Origin of the sequence: Perlucidibaca piscinae DSM 21586 (assembly GCF_000420045.1) — a bacterium.
Lineage (GTDB): Bacteria > Pseudomonadota > Gammaproteobacteria > Pseudomonadales > Moraxellaceae > Perlucidibaca > Perlucidibaca piscinae.
In genome coordinates this window covers 164,365-187,588 of record NZ_ATUE01000005.1, presented here as the reverse complement: position 1 = coordinate 187,588, position 23,224 = coordinate 164,365, and the positions used below count along the sequence as shown (strand labels likewise).

The window sequence follows — 23,224 nt, the reverse complement described above, 5'->3', positions numbered from 1 at the left end:
CTGAGTTTACGTCGTGGACAGTTCACGGCGTGTTGTCGTTCATCCTGATCAGCCGGACACCGGTCTGATCAAAGCCTTGGTAGATCAGTGCTAGCGCGTCGCGGGAGCTTTCCCGGATGGCAGTTTCCGGGATCACGAACGCGCAGCGCAGCGGAAAGTCGGCAATGCAGCTGAGGCTGCTCATGGCCGAGGAACAGAACGTGGCAATCCCGGCTGGAATCTGCTCGCTCAGCACAAAATAGAGCTCTGCGGGCATACCCAGCGGCTTCACGGGGATGTCGAGAGCACGGATGCGGTCGAGCTTGTCGGGATGATCCTCGCGATGAGGAATGTAATGCAGTGCCAGTTGCTGTGCACGGCTCCACGCCAAGGTCTGTGCCAGCAGGTCGATTTCCGTATCCCGGGTGATGATGCCGACTTCGCTGAGCTTGGAGCCAAAGAAGTACAGATCATGCTCACTTCGTCGCTGCCCTGATCCGAGTGAGCGCAGATGCTCGTAGTGGTGCCTGACCACGCGCTGGCCTGGCGCGGCGGGCACCGGCATGTCATAGACCGAGAACACGCTGATCGGAGTGTCGCGCAACCGCTCCGAACCATGCCAGCGGTTGACCAATGAGCGAACCAGATTGTTGAGCTTCTGCTTGCGCGTCACTGGCCAGTAGATGCCTTGGCTGAAGAAATGCTTTTGCACATAGGGGGTGACCATGCCATCGTCAATCAGCCAGGTCGTCTCCGGCTCACACAGCCCGCGCGCGCGGTTCATCCAGATGGAGCGGAAGTCGCCCATGAACAGATTGGCGACGTGCTGGTGCGCCAGGCGTTTCAGGCTCAGGAAGAGTGCTGCCTTGATGCGCAGGTTATGCAGCGGGCGCCCTCGCTGCGGCCGGATGATGAGTGGCTGCAGCCAGCCTGTGCGCGACACTGCCTCGAGAATCTGCGTGTTGTTGCGCGTCTTGTTCGGCGACAGCATCACGATCAGCTGTGCCGGCTCGCCCGGGAACGTCTCGCGCGCCTCGAACGCGGCAAGAACCTGCAGCGGGGACTGCACCAGAAACACGTTCATGGACCCGTCAACCTAGTGGTAGTTGACGACGGCAACGAGGCGACGGGCGCCGGGTTGCTGCGGGAAGCCGCGATGAAAGCCGGCCTGATTGGAAATGATCACGCTGCCTCGAGCTGCCAGAACAGGCAGAATCCGTGCCGGATTGAGTAAGGGAGTTTCGCGGTGCCCCCATAAATGCGGCGCGCACAGGCGGTTGATGTCACGGAAGGCGGAGGCCTCATGGGTGTCGGGAACGAAGGTGTAGGGGCCGAAATCCAGTGACAACACATCCGTGAGGTAAATGAACGCCTTAAGCCGGCTGCTGAACGAATCGACATGGAAACCACGGGTGGTGGTGATGCCTTCGTTGCAATAGAGGTTCATGCCGGTGAACCGTACACCCGGACAGGCGGCCTCGACGATAGCGTGGAGAGGGCTGGTCGAGATGGCTTCCAGCAGTGCAGCTCCACCCCCCTCCGGAATCTTGTGCCAGCCGAAGATATCCATCATGCCTTGGTCCTGGCCTTGGCGAATGGAGACAACCCCTGTGTGATGCGACTCCATCGTCTTGAAGCCTGACAGTCGCTGGACTGCCCCCTGCAGCAGATAACGCGGTGTTTCAACCGGCTCCTGCAGACGCGTTGCCAGCTCGCGCACCTCGGTCAGTAGCTGTTCTGTGGCAAACGACACGGTATCAAGCAGCGATGTCGGGAGCAGGTCATCCAGAACCACCAACCCTGTCTTCCGGAGGTGCTCCGCGAGTACCGGCACGGGTGTGGCGACTGAATGCACATGCCGGGTCAACCGTTCACGATGCCAGCCATCGCCACGGGCGCGCAGGTATTCCAGATAGGCATCGTTGATCTCGCGCAGGTCCTCGCGCGACATGGCTAGTGCGGACCGGGTATCCGCACGGCGGCTGATCGAGAGTTCGTAGGGGCCGATGTTCAGTTTCATGGGGTTTGCCCGCCATCAAAGATCTTCTTGAAGAGCGGCACCAGGAAACGGTTGCCGAATTCGCTGAGGTGATCGTCATCGAAATAGAGCGGTCTGCCATTCTTGCTGCCGAGGCATTGTCCGTCCGGACAGAGGTAGGGCCGTATGTCCAGCGATTTCACGGCGCAGGACTGGCTGGCGCGTGCGTGCAGGGCGAACACATGTGCGTTGCGTTCGTTGTAGGCATCGAGCGTCATGGTGAAATCCGTGGGGGATTGATTCCTGCGCATCTTCTGCAGCAGGCGTTCGACCTTGCGCGGGACATTGGTGCCGAGTTCGGGCACAGGATCGAGCAGGTACACGGGGCGATCGACGGCGTAGCGACAGACCGTGGACAGGAAGCGATCGTCGAACTGCTTCAGGAAGCGTGCATCCGGTTTTGATGGAATCGAGTCGAAGTAGACCAGTGGCAGGCTGGGCTGAGCTGTTTTCTCGTTGTGTCCGTATATGTATGCATTGGTTCGCTGAATGATCAGCAGCGGTACACCCTTTGGCAGGCTGGTCAGGCGTTTGTCCAGCCAGGTGTTGAACTTGTCACACTGATGCGAGGCCTTGACCTTGGGACCGAAACGCTTGGCGCCATCAACGATCGGGCAACCAGCATAGCCATAGAAGAGCAGCCCGGCCCCTGCTGGCAAGCTGCTTTCGACGGCAGTGACCATGGCGTCAGCATGGCTGTCGCCGGCCACGATAAGCCGTATCTTCTCGCCACCATAGCGGCAGCCCGGCGACTCCGTGCCTGAGGACACGAGACAGTCGTCACGACGAGGGTTGCGGTTCTTGGCCTCGGCGGCGGCCTGTCGCGCCAGCGACGGCGTGCTGCTGTGTTCGTCGATCAGGATGATGCCACGCAGGGTACCCGCCAGGATGCCGACCACAATGAGGATGGCGACCAGACGAAAGCGCGGTGTCTTGCGGGCGAGGTAGTCGCGGGAGCGGTTTTCCACCAGACGGTACGACAGCTCCCCGAGCAGGAACGCCAGGGCGATGCCCAGACAGACTGCCATCGGGTTGCCAAGCTGCTCTTCATAGGCCAGGAAGACGACGACCGGCCAGTGCCAGAGATAGATGGAGTAGGAGCGCAGCCCTGCCCACTGGATGAGACCGTTGCGCATCCACGGATCCTGGCGTGCCGCCAGCAGCACCAGGCATGTCCCTGCCACAGGCACCAGGGCGCGCCAGCCCGGCCACAGGTCGTTGGCGTCGAATGCGACCAGACCCAGCAGGATCAGAGCATAGCCCGTGATGGCGAGGCCGCGTGCGGCGGTGCCGGACAGGCGTCGCGAGAGTCCCCAGACCAGACCGCCGGCAAACATTTCCCAGGCGCGCACCGGCAGCAGGAAGAAATACTGTTCGGCATCGGTCAGTGACTTGTGCACCGAGAACGCCAGCGATGCCAGGCTCAGGAAAAGAAGGGCCACCATCACGCGTGGTGCGCTCTTCAGCAGCTTCCACAGCACCAGTGCCAGCAGCGGATAGATCAGGTAGAACTGCCATTCGGCAGACAGCGACCAGGTGTGCAGTAGCCATTTCTCGTGCGATTCGGCATTGAAATAGCCGGCCTCCTGCGAATAGGTCTGGTTGGAGTAGAACAGCAGGCTGCTCGAGGCATGATTGAGCAGCTGCAGGAAGTCACCTTCAGCCAGATAGACCCATCCGAAGCCGGCAAGGATCACGCACAGCCCGATCAGCGCGGGAATGATGCGCGTAGCACGGGCAGCATAAAAGTCCAGCAGCGAGAAGCGGTCGGCCTCCAGGCGGGTCATGATGATCTCGGTCATCAGGTAGCCCGAGATGACGAAGAAAATGTCCACGCCCTGGAAGCCGCCGCCCAGTCCGGCGACCTGGAAGTGGAACAGCACCACCGACATGACGGCAACGCAGCGCAGAGCGTTTATGTCGTAACGAAAACGATCCATCCGGAGACTCTCTTGGTGAAAAGGCAGTCAGTTATCAGGCCAGATCCTGCCAGCCGACAGGGGTGTTGCGAGCTACCGCCCGGCTTGTGCGTCGTCCGATCACGCTGGACAGGAACTTCGGTGGCAGCCCGAAGCCAGGTCTGACACTGCGCACGTGCTCGGGGCGCAGCTCCGTGCCGGCTGGCAGATCCGCGACGAAATACAGGGAGCGACGGAACTGGGCATTGCCGGTTTCGCTGGACTTCCTGCCATAGTCGACGCGACCGAGAGCCGACCAGGCGGTGCGGCTGTCCCTGCAGAGTGCAGCAAGGTCATCCGGCTCCAGGGAAAAGCTGTCATCCGGACCTCCGCCATTGCGATCCAGCGTGAAATGCTTCTCGATGATGCTGGCGCCCAGTGCGACGGACGCGATGGCCGTGCTGTTGTCCAGCGTGTGGTCGGAAAGCCCGGTGACCAGCTTGAAGCGGGCTGCCATGTCCGGGATGGTCATGAGGTTGTAGTCCTCCGCTGGCGCGGGATAGCCGCTCACGCAGTGCAGGAGCGCCAGCTCCTTGCAACCGGCGGACTGTGCGGTCTCCACCGCCTCGGCAATTTCCTCGGCATCGGCCATGCCGGTTGAAATGATCATCGGCTTGCCCGTGCGAGCCACGTAGGCGATCAATGGGAGGTCGATCGCTTCGAAAGACGCGATCTTGTAAGCCGGTGCATTCAGGTCTTCGAGCAGATCAACCGCTGTGCTGTCGAATGGCGAGCTGAAGATCGTGATGCCGGCCTTGGCGGCGGCGGCGAACAATGGCTGGTGCCAATCCCACGGCATGTAGGCTTCGCTGTAGAGCTGGTACAGCGTCTTGCCATCCCATAGGCCGCCTTTGATGCAGAAGTCCTCGCTGTCTGCTTTCAGGGTGATGGTGTCGGGCGTGTAGGTTTGCAGCTTGACGGCGTCGGCCCCGGCGCGCGCGGCCGTCTCGATCAGCTGGATGGCTGTTTCCAGTCTGCCGTTGTGGTTCGCTGACATTTCGGCGATCACGTAAGGGGGGGCATCGGCGGCTATACGGCGGCCCGCAATGTGCATGAACGGCTTGGTCATGGGTCGAGATTTCCTTTCTGGGCTTCCCACTCATGGTGCAGAAGACCGAAGCAATGTATCGGGTGATAAGTCACGCCATCGTGATGCTGATCCCGGAGAATGCCTTCCTCGCGGAAGCCGAGACGGCGATGGAATCGTATCGACCTCTCATTGTAGCCGAGGGCCTGTCCGCAGAGCTTGTGCAGTCCCAACGCTGTGAATGCCTGGTCGAGTGCCAGGCGGCCCAGTGCGCTGCCAGTCCCGCGGGGCGCGTCAGGAGCCAGATAGAAGCCCCAGTCGGCCACCCCGGCGGTGTTGATCTCGCGGAGATTGACGAATCCCCGGGGGCTGCCGTCGAGAATGAACAGATAGTGATGACGCTGCGGGTCATCACGACTGCCGAGGAACCAGCGCAGGTGTTCTTCGGCACTGATCTCGTGCTGGGTGTACATGAAGCGTCGCACATCGATGTGATTTCGCCATGCCCTGACCATGGCCAGATCCTGCTCCTCGAGAGGTCTAAGATGGGCGTCAGGCATTCAGCATCTCCTCAATGACGCGCTGCGCGCCTTGACCGTCAACCAGGGCAGCCGCATTCATGCTCATGGTCTGTCTCGCGACAGCATTCTGCAAGTGCTGCAGCAGATGTGGAAGTCGTGCCGGGATATCCGCCGGAACGCCGAGTAGCGTTGCTGCGCCGGCGGCATCCAGCGACTTTCCGATCAGCTGCTGGTTGTCCGCGATCCGTATCATCAGGCTGGGCGTGCCCAGGCAGCAGCGCTCCGATGCGGAGGTGCCCGGCGCACCGATCACGAGGTCGGTACTGGCGAGCAGTTCCGCCATGTTGGACACGCCATGAAGGACGCGGCTCCGGCAGGGCAGGCTTCTGGCCTGCGCTTCCACCTGCCCGGCCCATGGCGAGAGCTTTCCAACGATTACCGTGACACAGGTATCCGGGGCGGGATCGCTTGCCGCGAGCGCAGCCAGGACCTGGCCGGTGACGTTGTCAGCATCCGCACCGCCCAGCGTAATCAGCAATGACCGCACGGGACCGCATGCTTCGCGGTGATGCCGTAGGCTTCGCGTGCGCCATTCTGGAAACTCGGGGCGGAGCAGGGCATAGGCAGGCCCGATCAGGCATCGGCTGCGGGGCCCCAGCAGCTGTGCGTAGTCCATCTCGGTGCGGCCCACGCTCTGGTCCAGCAGCAGGTCGCAGGCATGACGCCGGTCAGCGAGGTCGTCAATCACCAGGCATCGCGCCGCATCACGAGCCAGAGCAGCCTCGTGACGATGATCGAGCCCGTAATGGTCCACTACCAGCCAGTGTGGCAGCAGTCGGGACACCAGGTTGATGGCGGCTGCTTCCCCGTCATGATGTGTGTGCAGGTCGGTGAGCACATGGGGGACATGACCTTTGGAGATCAGCATCTCCCGCATCGAGGTAACCAGCTGCGCGCAGACGAAGTGAGATTCCATGCCCTGTGTCTTGAGAGCATCCGCGAGTGCCATGCAGCGCATCACGTGGCCGGTGCCGATCTCCGCTGTCGCATCCGTCCGGAACACGACACGTTGCGTCACCATGCTGTCCAGCCACCATCGACAATGAGGTTGCTGCCGGTGACAAAGCTGGATGCTGGCGATGCCAGGAACACCAGCGGGCCGGCAATCTCGTGACCGGATCCTGTGCGCCCCAGCGGCACCTTGTGACTCAGGGCCTGCATGAATGCCGGCTGGTTCTCGCGGACGGCATCAGCGGGGAAGGGGCCCGGAGAAATCGCGTTCACGCGAATGCCTTCAGGCCCCAGCTCGCAGGCGGCATAGCGTGTCCACTGCAGCAGCGCAGCCTTGGCGGCGCCATAGAAGGGCGGGTTGGTGCCTTCCGGGGAGGCATAGATGCGAGGGTCCGGACTGACCAGGCCATACATGGAGGCAATGTTGATGATGCTGGCGTCGCCCGTGGCAGCGCGAGCTGCGCCCAGCAGTGGCAGGGTGGCCTGCACCAGCTGTTGTGCGGCAATCACGGTCAGCATGTGGCTGTTGAGAAAGTCTTCGGCGCGCGAGGTACGCACCGTGCCGCCGGCCCCGGAATAGGCGTTGTTGACGACAATATGCAACGGCTCTTTGATTTCATTGAAGAATGACTGGATACCGACAGCATCGGTGACATCAAAGACGGCAGCTTCGGCAGCGTAGCCGTACCCATGCAGTTCATTGACCAGGCGTTCTGCGCGGCATGCATCCCGGGAGTTGACAAGCACGCGTGCGCCCGCAGCCGCCAGGCCATGCGCCATGCTGCGGCCGAGGTGCCCGGTGGCTCCGGTTACCAGTGCGGTCTTGCCTGCAAGGGAGAACGGGGTATTCATGTCATCGATTCCATTGGCTGGGGTCAAGCGTGCCCTCACTCACGTGCGGACGTTCGCGCTCGAGCCGGGCTGCGGCCTCCGGTTCGAGGGCCGGTCGCGCCAGCAACCGAAGGTTGATGGCGAGCTGCTCCGGCGTCTCCATGCCGATCACCAGCGCGTCGATCCAGTCCTGTGCATTTACGTAGGCGACAGCCAGATCCGTGACATCGTTCCGCGCCAATGCCTGCGCTTGTCGTGCCAGCCAGCCCGGCAGGTCGCTGTCTGTCGGAGCATGAGCGCGCTGCCAGAGTGTTGCATCGGCGCTGACCAGCAAACCTTGGAGCAGGGTGCTGCGGGCATGGACCAGCAGCTCGCGACGTGCCTTTTCCGAGCGGATTCGTGGAATCAGATCGTGCCAGCGCCAGTCCAGCAGGTTGAATGGCAGCTGGACAAGCGTGACATCCTGCCAATCGAGCACCCTCGAAAGCTCTGCGGGCGTCTGCACCGACACGCCGATGGCACGAATGATGCCGGCGTCGCGCCACTCCCTGAGCAGGGACATCAACGCACCATCCCAGTCGTCCAGATGGCGTGCGCGATGGAGCATGAGAACGTCCAGCGTTTTGCGACCAAGCAGTCTGCATGAGCGGAACAGGCTCTGTTCCGCGAAGGCGCGCAACACCGGCGGGGCGGCATCGAGCGGGCAGTCCGTCAGCGGTGACAGCTTGGTCAGCACGGTGGTTCGTTCAGCCCAGCCCTGCTGCAGGATTCGTCCCAGCACGGTTTCGCTCTGCCCGTAGGCGCTGGCTGTGTCCAGACCGGCAACCCCATGGATGATGGCGGTTTTCACCAGTGTCTCTGCCATGATCTGTGTTGGTTGGCCGTCACGATTTGCGATGCCGTAGTGACCGCCCAGTTGCGCTGTGCCAAGCACCAGCCGGCTGGCGGGCGCTGGCAATGTCGGCTGGAAACGGGCACATGCCAGCCTGTCCATCAGCAGAGACAGCGGGGCATGTACGGGATCAGTGATACCCGAGAACACCTCGCGAATGGTCAGGTAGTCATCCAGCCCGTCCACGGTGCAACGGAGGCCGGCGCGGGGCGCCGACAGTCCGGCATCACAGAAGGTCGCACCATGCTGCCTGATCAGATAGGGGGTGACATGCTCGCGATCGTGGCATGTCACTGCCTCTCGCGCAGCATGACGCAGGTCGGAGAGCCGCATCACCTCGGCGCTCAGGCCGTAGGGTAGCTGGCTGCCTTTCCCGGTGCTGGTCACATAGCGCAGGTCATGACTGAGCAGATGCTCGCCCAGCCGGTCAAGAAAATCACCATCCGGGAACACATTGTCACCAGTCAGGCGGAAGACGAGGCTGCCGTCTGGTTGATCGGCGCATGCATTGACGACGCGCGACAAGGTGTCCTCGAGACTGCCCCTGTGCACAGGGATTCCGGCCGCTCGGACCGTCTCGGCCAACGCATCATCGGATGCCTCGTCTGATGTTGCCACGATCACGTGCAGGCCGGTGTTGGCGGCACGGCGTGCCGCAAGGACCACCAGCGGCATGTCGCCTACAGGCAGCATGACCTTGGCGGGGAGTCTCGACGAGCTGGTCCGCGCCTGAAGGACGGCGATGCGTGGTGGTTGCATCAATAGATGCCCAGCGCGTGGCGCAGTGTCCGGATGACGGTGTCCTGGTCAGCCTCCGTCAATCCCTGGTACATCGGCAGACTGATTGCTTCCTTGTAATAACGCTCTGACTCCGGGAAGTCGCCTGCCCGGAAGCCGAGACCCTGATAGTAGGGCTGCGTATGCACCGGTATGTAATGAAGGTTGACGCCGATACCGGCTGCCCGCAGCGCTTCGAATACCTCGCGATGGGTTCTGCCATCGAGTCGCGGCAGATCCAGACGGATCACGTACAGGTGCAGGCCCGAATAGCTGTCCGGATGCTGCCAGGGCGTGCTAAGAGGCAGTCCGGCAAGCAGGCTGTCATAGCGCCGTGCAAGCGCATGGCGGCGCGCGACAAAGGTGTCCAGGCGTGTCATCTGGCTGACGCCCAGCGCGGCCTGCAGCTCGGTCATGCGGTAATTCAGGCCGAGATCGATTTGCTGGTAATACCAGGGCCCGTCTGGTTCCCGGGTCATCTGTGCCGGATCACGCGTTATGCCATGGCTGCGCAGCAGCGCCATGCGCCGTGCCAGTTCGTCATCATTGGTGAGGGCCATGCCGCCTTCGGCAGTGGTGATGATCTTCACGGGATGAAAGCTGAATACCGTGATGTCGCTGTAGCGGCAATTGCCGATGAACTCGTCGCGGTAACGGCCGCCGATGGCATGCGACGCGTCCTCGATGACCTTGAAGCCGTATCGGGTGGCCAGCGCGTGGATGGCGGCCATGTCGCAGGGCTGGCCGCAGAGGTGAACCGGGACCACGATCTTGGGCAGCCGTCCCTCGCGTTCGGCCTGTTCCAACTTGCGTGCCAAGGCTTCGGGACAGAGGTTGAATGTCTTTGGATCGATGTCGACGAAGTCGACACGGGCACCGCAGTAGAGCCCGCAGTTGGCCGACGCCACGAACGTGACCGGGCTGGTCCACAGCCAGTCGCCAGGCCCCAGGTCCAGCGCCAGACAGGCGATGTGCAATGCCGAGGTGGCGCTGTTGACCGCCAGGGCATGCCTGGCTCCGACATGGCTCGCGACAGCCTGTTCGAAGCGCGGCACCATCGGTCCCTGGGTGAGAAAGTCCGAGCGCAGGACATCGACCACCGCATCGATGTCGGCCTGGGAAATGTCCTGACGTCCGTATGGGATCATGATTCAGATTTTCCCGATCTTTTCGCGATTCGTGTCGATCCAGGCTTGGAGCTGGGCGTCCGTCATCCACTCGGTATTGTTGTCGCTGGCGTAGACAAAGCCTTCCGGTACGCGCTGGCCATCCTTGATGCGTGCGGGATCGGAGCTCCAGTTGTTGATCACGGGCAGGATCTTGAAGTGCTGCGGATATTCGTAGGTGTAGTAGGCGTCCTCGGCACTGATCATCTGCTCATGCAGCTTCTCGCCGGGACGGATGCCGACGACCTCCTGGCGTGCGTCCGGGGCAACGACCCTGGCCAGATCGGTGACTTTCATTGACGGAATCTTCTTGACGTAGATCTCGCCGCCTTCCATGTCCTCGAAGGCATGCCAGACCAGCTCCACGCCCTCCTCGAGAGAGATCATGAAGCGTGTCATGCGTTCGTCGGTGATGGGCAGGACGCCGCTGTCCTTGATCGACATGAAGAACGGAATCACCGAGCCGCGCGAGCCCATGACATTGCCGTAACGCACCACGGCAAAGCGGGTGTCGTGTCCGCCGGCGTAGGAGTTGCCCGCCACGAACAGCTTGTCCGAAGCCAGCTTGGTGGCGCCGTAGAGGTTGATCGGGCTGCTCGCCTTGTCGGTGGACAGCGCGACGACGCGCTTGATGCCCTTGTCGATGCAGGCATCGATCAGGTTCATGGCGCCGTTGATGTTGGTCTTGATGCACTCGAACGGGTTGTATTCCGCCGTTGGCACGATCTTGGTCGCGGCGGCGTGCACGACATAGTCGACGCCATCCAGTGCGCGGTAAAGGCGCTCTCGATCACGTACGTCGCCTATGAAGAAGCGGACGCGAGGATCGCCCTGGAACAGCTTGGCCATTTCCCACTGCTTCATTTCATCACGGGAGAAGATGATGATCTTCTTCGGGTTGTACTTGGCCAGGGTCATGGGCACGAAGGTGTTGCCAAAGGAGCCAGTGCCACCGGTGATGAGAATTGTCTTTCCTGAAAGCATGATGTGCTGCTCTTGTTATGAGTGGGTCTGGTTTCAGACTGTGAAAAGCTTATTTCATTCGCTTGGTTCTGCCCATGCGCTCCGCCGGCATTTCCGCCGGATAGAACTCGTCGGCATGCGCCTTGAGGTAGCGATGCCTGCTGCGGCTGAAAGCTGCCTTGTGCAGCGGTGCCAGCAGCCGCAGCAGCCACGGCGCACGTGCAGGCTTGAGGCCGGGTGTCCGGGTGGATGACTGGTGCGGGTTTTCGTAACAGACATGCGGCTCCACGCCATAGAGTCGCAGGTCGAACTCCCAGAAGTGATCAACAAGCTTGTCAATGGGCTCGAAAATGCGGGCGGCATGCTCAAGCAGCTTCTTCATGCCTGCCCGGTTGATCACGTAGGCCTGGCATCCGCACCAGCCACGCTCAGGCCTTACCAGCAAATGTTCATTCATTCCCGGCAGAGGCATGACGGCTTTGCGGCGGCGGATTCTCAGGGCCATCAGACGAACCATTTCGATGTCAGAAGGCAGGCTGGACAAAGCATCCAGCGTTTCCCGGAAGGCGGGCTCGATGCTGACGTCGTCCTCGAGGATGCAGACACGTTCGAGCCCCTCGTTCCAGGCTCTGGCGATGGTCCGGTAATGCGCCAGGTAGCAGCCGACCTGGCGCGGTGTCAGCAGCTTCTGGTGCCTGAGCCAGGCTGTGCGATTATCGAAATGTTCGGCACCTTGCAGTGCGGGCATCCCCTGCCGGCCATCGACGGCCGGCACAAACTGATGCGTGATGCCCGCATCGGCGAGCTCGCGTGCCAGTGCAGCTGCCAACGGGGCTTCGGGGTTCATGCTGATGATCCAGCAGGGAATGGTGGTCATGGCGCGTTCCAGTTTTGAAGTTACGACGTGCGAATGCGCTGGAAGAACTGCCGATAGGCCTCGACGATTACCGCCTCGCTGTACTTCTCCGCGTATTCCCGCGCGGCATTTTCCGTCAGCTGCTGACGGAAGCCGGCATCGGCAAGTACCCGGCTGACAGCCTCGGCCAGCGGTGCCGGTTCGTCGATGGGGGTGATCAGGCCGGTGACGCCATCCGCGATCAGTTCTGCCGGGCCCTGCGACGCGGTGGCGACGATGGGGCAGCGACTGACCCAGGACTCCAGCACGATGGAGCCCAGTCCCTCGTGACGTGACGGACAGACAAAGACGTCGGCCGTGCGCATCAGCGCAGTGACGTCGTTGCGCCAGCCCAGGAAGCGCACGCGGGCATCCAGACCCAGTTCGTGACACAGCGCCTTCAGGCTGGCGGCCTCGGGACCGGCGCCGGCCAGCCAGAGCGTGGCATCCGGGATCTGCACCAGGGCGCGCAGCAGGATGTCGAAGCCCTTGTTCTCGTGCAGGCGGCCGGCGGCCAGCAGCAGCGGCTTGTCGACAGGCGTGTCGAAGCTGTCGCGCGGCAGCGGCGTGACCTCGCGTTCGTCGGCAAAGTTGGGGATGTGCACGACGCGGTCGGCAGGCATGCCGCCGTCAATCAGGTGCTGGCAGATGCCTTTGGTGATGCCCACCCAGTAATCGGCTTTCCGGTAATACTTGAGGTTGTAGTAGTGGCCCAGGCGATTGACCAGCACGTAGTCGCCCGGTGGCGTGGCCTGGCTGGCGCGGCCCATCCAGGTCATCACCACGTCCGGCTGCCAGCGCTTCAGGCGGCTGCGGAAGCGCCAGTTGTCGATGAGATCGACCTTGCCGCCGAAGCGGAAGCCTTCGGTTTCGACGCCGCGCTCGCGCAGGGTGTCTATGCGGTGGCCATGGTTGCGGATGAAGGCCTTTTCCGTGATGCCGGTCACGCCGTTGAGGCCGCAGGTCAGGCGTACGAAGAAGTTCTCGGCGCCGCCGTTCTCGGCGCCGGCAAGCACCTGGGCCAGGCGCAGCGGGGTGTCAGTCATGAGGGCTCCTTGCGATCAGCAGCCTGGGTGTCTGGTGCAGGCAATCCGTCATGCATGAGCAGGCCGTGCGTGCCGGGGAACTCACCACGTGCGCGCGCGGCCAGCAGTGTCTGGATGCGTTCGTGCAGGTTGTCCACCTTGCGTGCTGCGCGCTGGCGCTGCATGCCGCGACTCAGCCACTGCTCGGGAATTGCGCTGGCGCTGCCGAGGCCGTCAATCGCCACCAGGCGCAGGATGCGGCCACCAGCATCACGCTGCACCAGCAGGTTGTGCACCAGCAGGTCACGCGACGGAATGCCGAGTGCGCTCCAGCGCGCGCCGAACCGGGCGACCGCCGCTTGCAGTGCGTCATCGTAGCCTTGGTCCCAGATGGTTTGCTTGAGCGTGCGCGAGATGCGGCCATCGCCGTCACGCACCAGCTCCGAGGTCAGGCCTCGGCCCATGTCGGTGTCTTCGAAGCCGAAGCAGCGGCTGACCACCTCGAAGGCTTCTTCGCCGATGCGTTCGGCGATGTCAGTCATGACGCGCTCTTCCTCGAGGTTGTCATCGAAGCTGGACAGCGGCCTGAGATTCTTGGGAAAGCCTTTCTTGCGGCGAAGGTCTTCCAGCGTGAAGTCCGGGCGACGCACCTTGATGCAGCGATCCGTGTGCTGCGGATGCACGAAGCAGAGGCGGTTGCCGCCGCGCGCAAACGGCTTGAGATCGCTCAGGACCAGTGTCATTTCATGCGGCCATCGGCATGGATGTCGCGAGCCCAGACATAGTCATGGCTGAAGGGCAGGCCGGCCGTGGCTTCGACGATGTACTGGGCGTAGAGGCGGGTGTTCATGTGCTCATGGAAGAAGGCACGGGCACGGGCAGCCCAGGCCTGGCGTTTGGCATCGTCATGGTGGAACTCGCGGATGCGCGCCAGCAGATCGTCCTCGTCGGTGAAGTAAGCAATGCTCTCGGGCGGCATCAGCTCGTCGAAGCGCGGGCCGACATGGGTGAACTGCAGGATGCCGTTGCCGGCCAGCTGCGCCATGCGTGCCGAGGAGTACCAGTAGTGGCCTTCCTGGCGGTTCAGGTTGAGGCCCATCTTGCTGTTGCCAAGGGCGCGGTCGTAGTTGCGACCCCAGACCGGCGGTTCGCCAAAGCTGCCATAGGTCTTGAAGTTCATCTCACCGGCCAGCGCCTCGCGGAAGCGGCCGATCATCTCCAGGCGCTTGGTGAAGTTGGTGCTGTTGCTGCAGAACAGCAGGTCGATGGGCAGGTCGGTGCGTTGCGAGTTGTCGAGGCTCTCGATGGACGGGTCGACCGGGTTCGGCATGTGGTAGACGCGCGCGCCGATGCCTTCGAACATCTTCAGTTCGCGGCGACCGGTTGACACGAAGATGGCGTCGGTGACGCTGGCGCGTGACTTGATGCGTTCGACGTTGCTGGGCACGAACAGCGGGTCGTTGTTGCAGTGAGCGATCTTCACGCCCGGGCGCAGGCGGCGGATTTCCTTGAGCGTGTCGTTGCTGATGATGTCGCAGTGGCCCGCGATGACGACGTCCGGCTCCATGGCCTCGACCATCTCCAGCAGACGCTTGTTGGCCTTGTTGCGTCCCAGGTCGCGCAGACCCAGTGGTGCCTCGAAGGCGGCGACATCGCGGTCACTGAAGGCCTTCACGTAGTGATCGTTCTTGATCAGGCCGAAGGTCAGTTTCTCGGCCCAGCTGACACGGGTTTCACCGTAGCGACGCAGTTGTTGGTAAGCGATGTGCAGCACGCGCATGGTCTGGTATCCCGGATGGTGCCAGTGGCGATTGATGATTGCGGAAATGTACCACCGGCGGCCCGCTGCTCACTAGGCTGGCCGTCAGGTGGCTGGTTGAAAACACGGCGCCGGCAGGGGAGGCTGGGGTCAGCGTCTGCCGTCGCTCAGCCGGGCATAGATCACCAGCGTGTCCCCGCACATCTTCTGCAGCGAGAACGCCTCGCTGGGTGCCGGCACCGGTCGTGTCGCCAGCCACTCGCGCAGGCGCTGCACCAGGGCTGCCTGGTCATGCGGTGTCACGGCGCCGAACGGGAACAGCTGACGCAGCATCTCGCCCACGCCGCCTTCGTCCCAGCCGATCACCGGACGGCCCAGGCGCAGCGGCTCCAAGGTGCTGCGGCCGAACGCTTCGGGCGTGGTGCGCACCGACAGCGTGAGGTCGCAGCGGGTCAGCACATGGCGCATGTCGCTGCGCTGGCCGGTGAAGCTGATGTGCGCCGACAGGCCGAGTTCGGCCACGCGCTGGCGAAGTTCGATTTCATAGTCGGCCTTGGCCTCTTCGGCGCCGCCGATGATCAGGCCATGCACATCAGGGTGATCCGGCAGCAGGGCCTTGACGGCCTGCAGCAGGGTCTCGTGGCCCTTCACGCGTGACAGGCGGCCGGGGAGACCGATCACGGTCTTGCCCGCCAGCTCGGGAAAGTCCTGCTGCCAGTGCGCCAGCCAGTCGGCAGGGGGCTGCAGGCCGTAGGGGAACTCGGCGGTGTCGGCGCCCCGGTAGATCAGGCGTATGCGTGATTCGGGGCAGCGCGGGTAGTTGTCGCGTATGTAGGCCAGCACAGACTCAGAAATCGCGATCACCACCTCGCCCCGCGTCATGATGGCGCTGTAGGGGCTGACCGAATACATGCCGTGCACGGTGGTGACGAAACGGGGACGAGTGGCCGGGTCCATCTTGCGCAGCGCCAGCCAGGCGATCCAGGCCGGGATGCGCGAGCGCGCGTGCACGATGTCGGGCTGCAGCTCGCGCAGCAGGCGTCGGAACGGGCGGATCTGGAACAGGCTCTTCAGGGACTTGCGATGCACCGGCATGGCGATGTGTTCGCTGCCTTCACGCACCAGCTGCTCGACCATGGGGCCGCCATGCGAGATCACGATGGAGCGGTGCCCGGCGTCGACCAGGGCGCGGGCGATCTCCAGCGTGCCCTTTTCGACGCCGCCACTGACCAGGGCGGGCAGGGTCTGCACGACAGTGAGGCGGCGGGGTGCGGGTGCTTCGGGGCAGGCGTCATTCATGCGGCAGTCTTCCGGCGCCGTTTCTTCGGCTTTTTCTTCTTCTCGGGATACGGTGCAACGCTGCCGCGCGGCTGACTCTTGAAGCGGCGGTGAAACCACATGTACTGGCTGGGCGCACGCCGGATCAGCCTCTCCAGCATGGCGTTGATGCGGGTGGCATCGGCCTCGTCATCATCGCTGGGGTAGTCATCCAGCATCGGGGTGACGCTGAGGCGATAGCTGTCGTCGTCGGCGTTGCGCATGAAATGCAGGAACAGCACCGGCGAGTTGTTGATGCGCGCCATGCGCGAGGTCGCGGTCAGGGTCGCGGCCGGGTAGCCGAAGAAGGGCGCCATGATGCCCTGCTTGAGGCCGAAGTCCTGGTCCACCGAGGTCCACACCACCTCGCCGGCGCGCAGCGCCTTGAACAGCGACCGCATGTCGGCATGGTCGATCTGGCCGGTGAAATGACGGCGACGGCCGCGACGGATGAGCCAGTCGAACACCGGATTGTTTTGCGGCCGGTAGATGACCTGCAGCGGGATGTGGCGAGCGATGGCCAGCCCGTTGAGGTCGAGGTGGCTGTAGTGCGCACCGAGCAGAATGACGCCTCGGCCCTGCGCGATGGCGGCCTGCAGATGCTCGATGCCGTCAGCCTCGATGCGTCGGTCATAGCGCGAGGCCGGGCCGAACCAGGCGTTCAGGGTCTCGAACAGGCCGATGCCGCCCTGGCGGAAGACGTCGCGCGCCATGGCCTCGCGGGTGTCGTCGTCAAGTTCGGGGAAACACAGACGCAGGTTGATGCGGGTGTCGTTGACGCGTTGCGGCACCAGCTTCCAGCCCAGCCTGCCCAGGCCGGCACCGAGGCGGCGCTGAACGGGCCACGGCAGCCAGGCCAGCAGCACGGCCAGCAGGCAGGCCAGCCAGGTCAGCCAGTAGCGGGGATGCAGCATGGCGAGGGTGACGCCATCGTCAACGCGGACCAGTGGAGCCTTGGCCATCTCAGCACGACTCCGGCGACATCATTGATCGGGTCTTCATGGGCAAACGGGGATTGCAGGGTAGAATCGGCACTTTAGCAGTTTCTTTCTGGAGATGGACGTGCCCCGTTGGCTCTACACCGGCCTGTTGACGCTGTTGCTGCCGTTCATCTTCCTGCGTCTGTGGCTGCGTGGACGCCAGGCGCCGGCCTATCGGCTGCGCTGGCGCGAGCGACTGGGAGTGGTCCCTGCAGGCGGCTCGGTGACGCCAGAGGCCGTTGCTTCACCAGGCATGGCGTCGTCGGGCACGCTGGCGTTTGCCCGGCGTCCGCTGTGGATTCATGCGGTCTCGGTCGGCGAGACGCTGGCGGCGCAGCCGCTGGTGCAGGCCATCCGCACGACCTGGCCGGATCTGCCGCTGCTCATCACCACCATGACGCCCACCGGGTCGGAGCGCGTGCAGGCGATCTGGGGCGATGCCGTGCAGCACGTGTACGCGCCCTATGACTACCCGTTTGCCGTTCGTCGTTTTCTCGCGCACTGGCAGCCGCGCGCGCTGGTGATCATGGAAACCGAGCTCTGGCCCAACACTTTGGCGATTGCCAAGGCCCAGGGATTGCCGGTGATGCTGGCCAATGCACGTCTGTCCGAGCGCTCGGCACGTGGCTATGGCAAGGCCGGTGCGCTGGCCAGGGAGCTGATGACCAATCTGACCGTGGTCGCGGCCCAGGATGCGGCCACGGCCGAGCGCTTTGTCGCCCTTGGCGTGCCTGATGCGCGCGTGGTCGAGACCGGCAGTCTCAAGTTCGACATCGACATCCCCGACCGGGTCGGCGAAGAAGCCGCGCGCTGGCGCGTGGCCTGGTCGCTCTACGGCCGTCCGGTCTGGGTCGCGGCCAGCACGCATGCCGGCGAGGATGAGCTGGTGCTGGCGGCGCATCAGCGCCTGCGCCAGACCTGCCCGACTGCGCTGCTGATTCTGGTGCCGCGTCATCCCGAGCGCTTCGAGCGCGTGCACCAGCTGCTGCTGGCCAGCGGCGAGGCCGTGGCACGGCGCAGCGCGCATGAACCGGTGCAGGTCGGCACCAGCGTCCTGCTCGGCGACAGCATGGGCGAACTGCTGGTCTGGCTGGCGCTGGCCCGGGTGGCATTCGTTGGCGGTTCGCTGGTGGCAACCGGTGGCCACAACGTGCTGGAGCCGCTGGCACTGGGCGTGCCGGCGCTGACCGGGCCGCACTACTTCAATTTCCAGGCCATCAACGACGAGCTGCTGGCGGCCGACGCCCTCGAGGTGGTGGCGGATGCCGAGGCGCTGGCTGACGCCATGCAGCGTCTGCTGGCCGACACCGATCTGCACGCACGTCGTCGCGAGGCCGGTCTGCAGGTGCTGGATCGCAATCGGGGCGCCGTCGCGCGCCAGCTGCAGCTGCTGGCGCCCTGGTTGCAGGTCGCGTCATGAATCTGCTGCTGCTGGAGCGCGATGACTGGGTGGATGCCGACTGCGTGCGACTGGGCGGCCGGCGCCTGCAGCATCTGCGCGAGGTGCATCGGGCTTCGCCTGGCGACCGTTTGCGCGTGGGCGAGCTCGGCGGGTTGCAGGGCGAGGGCGAGCTGCTGGCGCTGGACGAGGCATCGGCACTGCTGCGTGTGCGTCTTGAGGCACCCTCGCCCGCCAAGGCGCCGATGATTCTGCTGCTGGCGCTGCCGCGTCCCAAGATGCTCAAGCGGATCTTCCAGATGGTGACCACGCTGGGCGTCGAGCAGCTGGTGCTGCTGAACAGCTACCGGGTCGAGAAGAGCTACTGGAGCACGCCCTGGCTGGCACCCGAGGCCGTTCGCGAGCAGCTGGTTCTGGGCCTGGAGCAGGCCCGCGACACCGTGCTGCCCACGCTGACGCTGGCGCCGCGCTTCAAGCCCTTTGTCGAGGACGAGCTGCCAGCGTTGATGGCGGGGCGGCAGGGCTGGCTGCCGCACCCCGGCAGCGCCATGACCTGCCCGGCAGCGGTGCCGGGGCCACAGCTGGTAGCCATCGGTCCGGAGGGAGGGTTCATTCCCTACGAAGTGGACAAGCTGCAGGCGGCCGGTCTGCAGACGGTGTCGCTGGGAGCGCGCATTCTTCGCGTGGACACGGCCGTGGCGGCGACGCTGGGCAGGGTGCTGCCGTGAGCGCTGCGAGCGGCCAGGCTGGCCGCATCTTGGTCACCGGCGGGGCCGGCTTCATCGGTTCGGCGCTGGTGCGAGAACTGTTGCGGAGCACCTCAGCCAGCGTGGTCTCCGTGGATGCGCTTACCTACGCCGGCAGTGCCGACTCGCTGGCAGATCTGCCCAGCCCGGCGCGTCATGTCCTCGAGGTGGTCGATATTCGTGATGCCCGTACGCTGGCTGAGGTGTTTCGTCGCCATCGGCCGCAGGCGGTGATGCATCTGGCGGCCGAGACGCATGTCGATCGCTCGATTGCCGGACCGTCCGCATTCGTCCATACCAATGTGCTGGGTACCTTCACCGTGCTGGAGGTGGTGCGCGACTATCTGTCGACCCTGGGGGATGATGCCCGCGCGGCATTCCGTTTTCTCCAGGTCAGCACGGACGAGGTGTATGGCGATGTCGCGCCGGAGGAGGCCCCGCGCCGCGAAGGCGATGTCTTTCATCCCGGTTCACCCTACTCGGCGAGCAAGGCAGCGGCAGATCATCTGCTGCAGGCCTGGCATCGCACCTATGGCCTGCCGGTGCTGGTGACGCGCTGCAGCAACAATGTCGGGCCGCGCCAGTATCCCGAAAAGCTGATTCCCCTGTGCATCCAGCGCGCACTCTCCGGCCAGACCTTGCCGCTGTTTGGTGACGGCCTGCAGCTGCGCGACTGGCTGCATGTCGATGATCATGCGCGTGCCTTGCGTCTGGTGCTGGAGCAGGGTGTGGCGGGGCAGGTTTACCACGTCTCCAGCGGTGAAAGCCGCAGCAATCTCGAGGTCGTCACCCTGATCTGCGCATTGCTTGACGAGCTGGCGCCGCAGCGGCGTCCGGACCATCTCGCGCACTTTGCCGAACTGATCCGGCATGTCGCCGACAGACCGGGACATGATCGCCGCTATGCCCTCGACAGCAGCCGCTTGCGCAGCGAGCTGGGCTGGCGGCCGCAGCATGACTTCGCGGATGCGATGCGGCAGACAGTGCGCTGGTACCTCGAGAACCCGGACTGGTCCGCGCGCATGCTGGCTCGCCAGACAGGATGCCCGGCATGACATCCATTGCCTGCGAGCAGGTGCAGGGTCTGGTGCGCCTGCCACTGCGACGCCATGTCGATGCGCGCGGCAGCTTCATGGAGTGCTGGCGAGAGGAGCAGTTGTCGCAGCATCTGGGCAGGGCGGTCAGGCTGGTCCAGGAGAACCAGTCCGAGTCGCTCCATGGCGTGCTGCGAGGCCTGCATTACCAGCTCGAGCAGCCGCAGGCCAAGCTTCTGCGAGTCATTGACGGACAGATCCAGGATGTCGTTGTGGATCTCCGGCGCAGCTCGCCCACCTTCGGCCAGCATGCCTCCGTGCTGCTGTCGTCGGAGCATCCGGAGCAGCTCTGGATTCCCGAGGGATGTGCGCATGGTTTTCTCGTGCTCAGCGAGCGGGCGGTGCTGAGCTATGCGGTGACCTCGGTCTATCACCCGGCGTCGGAGCAGGTGTTGCGCTGGGATGATCCGGTGCTGTCCATTCCCTGGATACGGGTGACGCCGGAGCCCTTGCTGTCTGCCAAGGATGCTGCCGGCATGCGCTGGGACGAGGCCCCGACCTTTCCATGAAGTGCCTGCTGCTGGGAGGCACAGGGCAGCTCGGGGGCTTTCTGCAGACCAGTCTTCTGCCCGTGACCACGGCGCTGGCAGCGCCCTCGTCATCACAGCTTGACCTGCGTGATCTGGATGCCGTGCGAGCCGCCGTGCGCGCGCTCAGGCCGCAGGTGCTGGTCAATGCCGCAGCCTGTACCGCCGTGGATCGCGCCGAGACCGAACCGGCGCTCGCCATGCGTCTGAATGCCGAGCTGCCCGGCCTGCTGGCGGAAGAAATGAAAAGACTGGGCGGGGCGCTGCTGCATTACTCCACCGAGCAGGTCTTCGATGGCAGCGGCCAGCGGCCCTGGCGGGAGTCCGATGTCCCCGCGCCACTGAATGCCTATGGCCGCAGCAAGCTGGCCGGCGAGGAGGCCGTGCTCTCGGTCGGAGGCCGTGTTGCCATCTGGCGGACCAGCTGGCTCTACGGCGGTCTGCGCAGCAACTTTGTCGGACGCATCCTGCAGCAGGCTATCTCGCAGGACGCGCTGCAGGTTGTTTCAGACCAGGTCGGGGCGCCGACCGAGGCTGGCTGGCTGGCGACGCTCAGTGCGGACTGGGTATCTGGCCTGGCTCGCGGCACCGCGCATCAGGGGCTGCTGCATGTCACGGCATGCGGCGAGGTCAGCTGGTTCGACCATGCCTGCCGCATTCTGGAGGAGGCACGACATCAGGGCGTTGCACTGCGCGCCGGGCCGGATCAGGTGATGCCGGTCAGCACGGCGGCACTGGCGCTGCCCGCACAACGTCCGCTCAATTGTCGGCTGGATGGCGCGCAGGCGCGTCGCATGCTGATGTGTCGGCAACCTGCCTGGGATGCCGGCCTGCCTGAAGCGGTCAGCCGGCTGGCGATGACGATGCAGCTGCCGGTTCGCCAGGCGCCGATGTCGTCCCGGACGCCTCCAGCCACCCGTTGATCCCCCTCACCAGCTCCTCGTTCACCAGGCCGGCGGCCGCGTGCAGGCGCAGCGTGTTGATGACGTAGTCATAGCGTGCATTGGCGTAGTCACGACGTGCGGCATAGAGGCCGGATTCGGCCAGCAGCAGGTCGACGATGTTGCGCGTGCCCACCGAGTAGCCGGCCTTGACGGCCTCAAGCGCGAGTTCGGCCGAGGCCTGGGCGCGCTGGCGTGCCTGCAGGCGGGCGCTGTCAGCCTTCACGGTCAGGTAGCCGGTGCGGGCACCGTTCACCACCTGGAACTCGCGGGCACGGGCCTGCTGACGCACGGCCTCGGCGTTGAGGCCGGCCTGCCGGACGCTGGCCAGGGTCTTGCCGCTGGCGAACAGCTCCCAGCTGGCTTCGATGCCGACCACGTCGGTGGTGCCTGAGTTGAAGTTCACCGAAGGATTGCTGGTGCTGCCGTTGTCGCGGCTGCTGTAACTGGTGAAGACATCAACCTGGGGCAGAAAGCCGCCTTGCTGGGCCTTGCGTGCGGCGTCGGCGGCACGGGCGGATTCACGCAGTGACAGCAGGCCCGGATTCTTCTCGCGTGCCAGTCCGGCCCAGGCATCCGCCGAGTCCGGTACCGGAGCGGTCATGGGCAACTGCTCGCGCAGGCGAGCAAGCCCGTCTACCGTGCTGCCCAGCGCGGCATGCAGGGTCTCGCGGGCGCTGCCGAGGGCGATTTCGCTGCTCAGGCGCAGGGCCGTGGCGGCATCGCGCTGGGCTTCGGCTTCAAGCACGTCGGTACGGGCGATCAGGCCGACCTGGAAGCGCGCTTCCGCCTGTTCGCGCTGGCGGTTGAAGGCGGCCTCCTGGGCCTTGGCCAGGGTCAGGTTGTCTTCCGCACGCAGCACATTGAAATAGGCTTCGGCAATGCCGAGGTAGACGCTCTGGCGCTGTTCATCGGTCTGCAGTTCGGCTTGCGAGCGCTGGGCCTTGGCGGCCTGGTGGCGGTGCCAGGCGTCCCAGCGGAAAAGCGGCTGGCTGAGCTTGGCCGACCACTGCGTGCTGTCGTATTTGGCCTCGCCGAAACTGTCCTGCTGCAGGGTGTTGCGGGTCTGGCTGCCAGTGGCGACCAGACGCGGCAGCAGGTCGGCACGGGAGATGCTGGTGCCTTCGGCGGCGGCGGCGCGCGAGGCGCGCACGGCAGCCAGGTTGGGATCGTTGCGCTCGGCCAGCTGCAGTGCCTCGAGCAGGTCGATGGCTCGTGCCGGGGCGGGCAAGCCCAGGCCCATGCCGAGGGCGAGAAGGGTGGCAGGCAGCAGACGCAGGCGCATGGCGACATCCAACAACGGTTGAGTTGCGCCGAGCCTAAGCTGCGCGCTGCGGTCAGGCAAGTGCGCGCCGGTCTGGCGACGAATGCTGAGCAG

22 protein-coding genes are annotated in these 23,224 nt (G+C 64.3%); 5 read left to right on the top strand and 17 right to left on the bottom strand.

Annotated elements, in window-relative coordinates; translation table 11 throughout:
• Window positions 1-22: 22 nt before the first annotated feature.
• From F595_RS0100905 to lpxL, 16 genes are all read right to left on the bottom strand, one after another.
• Window positions 23-1,057: a hypothetical protein gene (locus F595_RS0100905; protein ID WP_156873753.1), complete on the bottom strand. Its 1,035-nt coding sequence runs from the start codon at window positions 1,055-1,057 to the stop codon at window positions 23-25.
• Window positions 1,058-1,075: 18 nt separating this feature from the next.
• Window positions 1,076-1,999, bottom strand: coding sequence for a phytanoyl-CoA dioxygenase family protein (locus tag F595_RS14065; RefSeq protein WP_022954984.1), 924 nt, complete (start codon window positions 1,997-1,999; stop codon window positions 1,076-1,078).
• Window positions 1,996-3,957 carry an acyltransferase family protein gene (locus F595_RS0100895; protein ID WP_022954983.1) on the bottom strand — a complete coding sequence of 654 codons (1,962 nt, stop codon included), beginning with the start codon at window positions 3,955-3,957 and terminating at the stop codon, window positions 1,996-1,998. The genes F595_RS14065 and F595_RS0100895 overlap by 4 nt, the downstream gene beginning before the upstream one ends.
• A gap of 34 nt (window positions 3,958-3,991) precedes the next feature.
• Complete coding sequence (gene pseI / locus F595_RS0100890; protein ID WP_022954982.1) at window positions 3,992-5,044, bottom strand: pseudaminic acid synthase; 1,053 nt, start codon at window positions 5,042-5,044, stop codon at window positions 3,992-3,994.
• Window positions 5,041-5,562 carry a UDP-4-amino-4,6-dideoxy-N-acetyl-beta-L-altrosamine N-acetyltransferase gene (gene pseH / locus F595_RS0100885; RefSeq protein WP_026913080.1) on the bottom strand — a complete coding sequence of 174 codons (522 nt, stop codon included), beginning with the start codon at window positions 5,560-5,562 and terminating at the stop codon, window positions 5,041-5,043. The genes pseI and pseH overlap by 4 nt, the downstream gene beginning before the upstream one ends.
• Complete coding sequence (gene pseG / locus F595_RS0100880; RefSeq protein WP_022954980.1) at window positions 5,555-6,604, bottom strand: UDP-2,4-diacetamido-2,4,6-trideoxy-beta-L-altropyranose hydrolase; 1,050 nt, start codon at window positions 6,602-6,604, stop codon at window positions 5,555-5,557. The genes pseH and pseG overlap by 8 nt, the downstream gene beginning before the upstream one ends.
• Complete coding sequence (locus F595_RS0100875; protein WP_022954979.1) at window positions 6,598-7,386, bottom strand: SDR family NAD(P)-dependent oxidoreductase; 789 nt, start codon at window positions 7,384-7,386, stop codon at window positions 6,598-6,600. The genes pseG and F595_RS0100875 overlap by 7 nt, the downstream gene beginning before the upstream one ends.
• 1 nt (window position 7,387) lies before the next feature.
• Window positions 7,388-9,016 (bottom strand): aldo/keto reductase, encoded by a 1,629-nt coding sequence (locus F595_RS14060; protein WP_084682765.1) that lies wholly within the window; start codon window positions 9,014-9,016, stop codon window positions 7,388-7,390.
• Complete coding sequence (gene pseC, locus F595_RS0100865) at window positions 9,016-10,182, bottom strand: UDP-4-amino-4,6-dideoxy-N-acetyl-beta-L-altrosamine transaminase (protein ID WP_022954977.1); 1,167 nt, start codon at window positions 10,180-10,182, stop codon at window positions 9,016-9,018. The genes F595_RS14060 and pseC overlap by 1 nt, the downstream gene beginning before the upstream one ends.
• A gap of 3 nt (window positions 10,183-10,185) precedes the next feature.
• Window positions 10,186-11,184: a UDP-N-acetylglucosamine 4,6-dehydratase (inverting) gene (pseB, locus tag F595_RS0100860; protein WP_022954976.1), complete on the bottom strand. Its 999-nt coding sequence runs from the start codon at window positions 11,182-11,184 to the stop codon at window positions 10,186-10,188.
• Window positions 11,185-11,233: 49 nt separating this feature from the next.
• Window positions 11,234-12,040: a glycosyltransferase family 25 protein gene (locus tag F595_RS0100855; protein ID WP_022954975.1), complete on the bottom strand. Its 807-nt coding sequence runs from the start codon at window positions 12,038-12,040 to the stop codon at window positions 11,234-11,236.
• A gap of 20 nt (window positions 12,041-12,060) precedes the next feature.
• The gene (locus tag F595_RS0100850; RefSeq protein WP_022954974.1) at window positions 12,061-13,104 is read right to left on the bottom strand and encodes a glycosyltransferase; all 1,044 of its coding nucleotides are present in this window, start codon (window positions 13,102-13,104) and stop codon (window positions 12,061-12,063) included.
• Window positions 13,101-13,826 carry a YrbL family protein gene (locus F595_RS12120; protein ID WP_022954973.1) on the bottom strand — a complete coding sequence of 242 codons (726 nt, stop codon included), beginning with the start codon at window positions 13,824-13,826 and terminating at the stop codon, window positions 13,101-13,103. Before F595_RS12120 ends, F595_RS0100850 begins: the two co-directional genes overlap by 4 nt.
• Window positions 13,823-14,863, bottom strand: coding sequence for a glycosyltransferase family protein (locus F595_RS0100840; protein ID WP_022954972.1), 1,041 nt, complete (start codon window positions 14,861-14,863; stop codon window positions 13,823-13,825). Before F595_RS0100840 ends, F595_RS12120 begins: the two co-directional genes overlap by 4 nt.
• Window positions 14,864-14,992: 129 nt before the next feature.
• Window positions 14,993-16,141: a glycosyltransferase family 4 protein gene (locus F595_RS0100835; RefSeq protein ID WP_022954971.1), complete on the bottom strand. Its 1,149-nt coding sequence runs from the start codon at window positions 16,139-16,141 to the stop codon at window positions 14,993-14,995.
• Window positions 16,138-17,121 carry an LpxL/LpxP family Kdo(2)-lipid IV(A) lauroyl/palmitoleoyl acyltransferase gene (lpxL, locus tag F595_RS12115; protein ID WP_022954970.1) on the bottom strand — a complete coding sequence of 328 codons (984 nt, stop codon included), beginning with the start codon at window positions 17,119-17,121 and terminating at the stop codon, window positions 16,138-16,140. Before lpxL ends, F595_RS0100835 begins: the two co-directional genes overlap by 4 nt.
• A 100-nt stretch (window positions 17,122-17,221) precedes the next feature.
• Between lpxL and waaA the strand changes: the two genes are divergently transcribed.
• The 5 genes from waaA to rfbD are packed head-to-tail and all read left to right on the top strand — an operon-like array spanning window position 17,222 to window position 21,828.
• The gene (gene waaA / locus F595_RS0100825) at window positions 17,222-18,559 is read left to right on the top strand and encodes a lipid IV(A) 3-deoxy-D-manno-octulosonic acid transferase (RefSeq protein ID WP_026913078.1); all 1,338 of its coding nucleotides are present in this window, start codon (window positions 17,222-17,224) and stop codon (window positions 18,557-18,559) included.
• Window positions 18,556-19,266: a 16S rRNA (uracil(1498)-N(3))-methyltransferase gene (locus F595_RS0100820; protein WP_022954968.1), complete on the top strand. Its 711-nt coding sequence runs from the start codon at window positions 18,556-18,558 to the stop codon at window positions 19,264-19,266. The genes waaA and F595_RS0100820 overlap by 4 nt, the downstream gene beginning before the upstream one ends.
• The gene (rfbB, locus tag F595_RS0100815) at window positions 19,263-20,339 is read left to right on the top strand and encodes a dTDP-glucose 4,6-dehydratase (RefSeq protein WP_022954967.1); all 1,077 of its coding nucleotides are present in this window, start codon (window positions 19,263-19,265) and stop codon (window positions 20,337-20,339) included. The genes F595_RS0100820 and rfbB overlap by 4 nt, the downstream gene beginning before the upstream one ends.
• Entirely contained in the window at window positions 20,336-20,887 is a 552-nt protein-coding gene (gene rfbC, locus F595_RS0100810; protein ID WP_022954966.1) for a dTDP-4-dehydrorhamnose 3,5-epimerase, read from the top strand. The genes rfbB and rfbC overlap by 4 nt, the downstream gene beginning before the upstream one ends.
• Window positions 20,884-21,828, top strand: coding sequence for a dTDP-4-dehydrorhamnose reductase (rfbD, locus tag F595_RS12110; RefSeq protein WP_022954965.1), 945 nt, complete (start codon window positions 20,884-20,886; stop codon window positions 21,826-21,828). Before rfbC ends, rfbD begins: the two co-directional genes overlap by 4 nt.
• Here rfbD and F595_RS12105 read toward each other — a convergent pair.
• On the bottom strand, window positions 21,749-23,131 hold the full coding sequence (locus tag F595_RS12105; protein WP_156873752.1) for a TolC family outer membrane protein: 1,383 nt from the start codon (window positions 23,129-23,131) through the stop codon (window positions 21,749-21,751). The two genes, rfbD and F595_RS12105, sit on opposite strands and share 80 nt — an antisense overlap.
• Window positions 23,132-23,224: the final 93 nt, after the last annotated feature.

What these genes read in the sequence shown, in the direction of transcription:
- F595_RS14065 (WP_022954984.1), bottom strand. Translation starts at nt 1,999, where the DNA reads ATGAAACTGAACATCGGCCCCTACGAACTCTCGATCAGCCGCCGTGCG.
- F595_RS0100895 (WP_022954983.1), bottom strand. Translation starts at nt 3,957, where the DNA reads ATGGATCGTTTTCGTTACGACATAAACGCTCTGCGCTGCGTTGCCGTC.
- pseI (WP_022954982.1), bottom strand. Translation starts at nt 5,044, where the DNA reads ATGACCAAGCCGTTCATGCACATTGCGGGCCGCCGTATAGCCGCCGAT.
- pseH (WP_026913080.1), bottom strand. Translation starts at nt 5,562, where the DNA reads ATGCCTGACGCCCATCTTAGACCTCTCGAGGAGCAGGATCTGGCCATG.
- pseG (WP_022954980.1), bottom strand. Translation starts at nt 6,604, where the DNA reads ATGGTGACGCAACGTGTCGTGTTCCGGACGGATGCGACAGCGGAGATC.
- F595_RS0100875 (WP_022954979.1), bottom strand. Translation starts at nt 7,386, where the DNA reads ATGAATACCCCGTTCTCCCTTGCAGGCAAGACCGCACTGGTAACCGGA.
- F595_RS14060 (WP_084682765.1), bottom strand. Translation starts at nt 9,016, where the DNA reads ATGCAACCACCACGCATCGCCGTCCTTCAGGCGCGGACCAGCTCGTCG.
- pseC (WP_022954977.1), bottom strand. Translation starts at nt 10,182, where the DNA reads ATGATCCCATACGGACGTCAGGACATTTCCCAGGCCGACATCGATGCG.
- pseB (WP_022954976.1), bottom strand. Translation starts at nt 11,184, where the DNA reads ATGCTTTCAGGAAAGACAATTCTCATCACCGGTGGCACTGGCTCCTTT.
- F595_RS0100855 (WP_022954975.1), bottom strand. Translation starts at nt 12,040, where the DNA reads ATGACCACCATTCCCTGCTGGATCATCAGCATGAACCCCGAAGCCCCG.
- F595_RS0100850 (WP_022954974.1), bottom strand. Translation starts at nt 13,104, where the DNA reads ATGACTGACACCCCGCTGCGCCTGGCCCAGGTGCTTGCCGGCGCCGAG.
- F595_RS12120 (WP_022954973.1), bottom strand. Translation starts at nt 13,826, where the DNA reads ATGACACTGGTCCTGAGCGATCTCAAGCCGTTTGCGCGCGGCGGCAAC.
- F595_RS0100840 (WP_022954972.1), bottom strand. Translation starts at nt 14,863, where the DNA reads ATGCGCGTGCTGCACATCGCTTACCAACAACTGCGTCGCTACGGTGAA.
- F595_RS0100835 (WP_022954971.1), bottom strand. Translation starts at nt 16,141, where the DNA reads ATGAATGACGCCTGCCCCGAAGCACCCGCACCCCGCCGCCTCACTGTC.
- lpxL (WP_022954970.1), bottom strand. Translation starts at nt 17,121, where the DNA reads ATGGCCAAGGCTCCACTGGTCCGCGTTGACGATGGCGTCACCCTCGCC.
- F595_RS0100820 (WP_022954968.1), top strand. Translation starts at nt 18,556, where the DNA reads ATGAATCTGCTGCTGCTGGAGCGCGATGACTGGGTGGATGCCGACTGC.
- rfbC (WP_022954966.1), top strand. Translation starts at nt 20,336, where the DNA reads ATGACATCCATTGCCTGCGAGCAGGTGCAGGGTCTGGTGCGCCTGCCA.
- rfbD (WP_022954965.1), top strand. Translation starts at nt 20,884, where the DNA reads ATGAAGTGCCTGCTGCTGGGAGGCACAGGGCAGCTCGGGGGCTTTCTG.
- F595_RS12105 (WP_156873752.1), bottom strand. Translation starts at nt 23,131, where the DNA reads ATGCGCCTGCGTCTGCTGCCTGCCACCCTTCTCGCCCTCGGCATGGGC.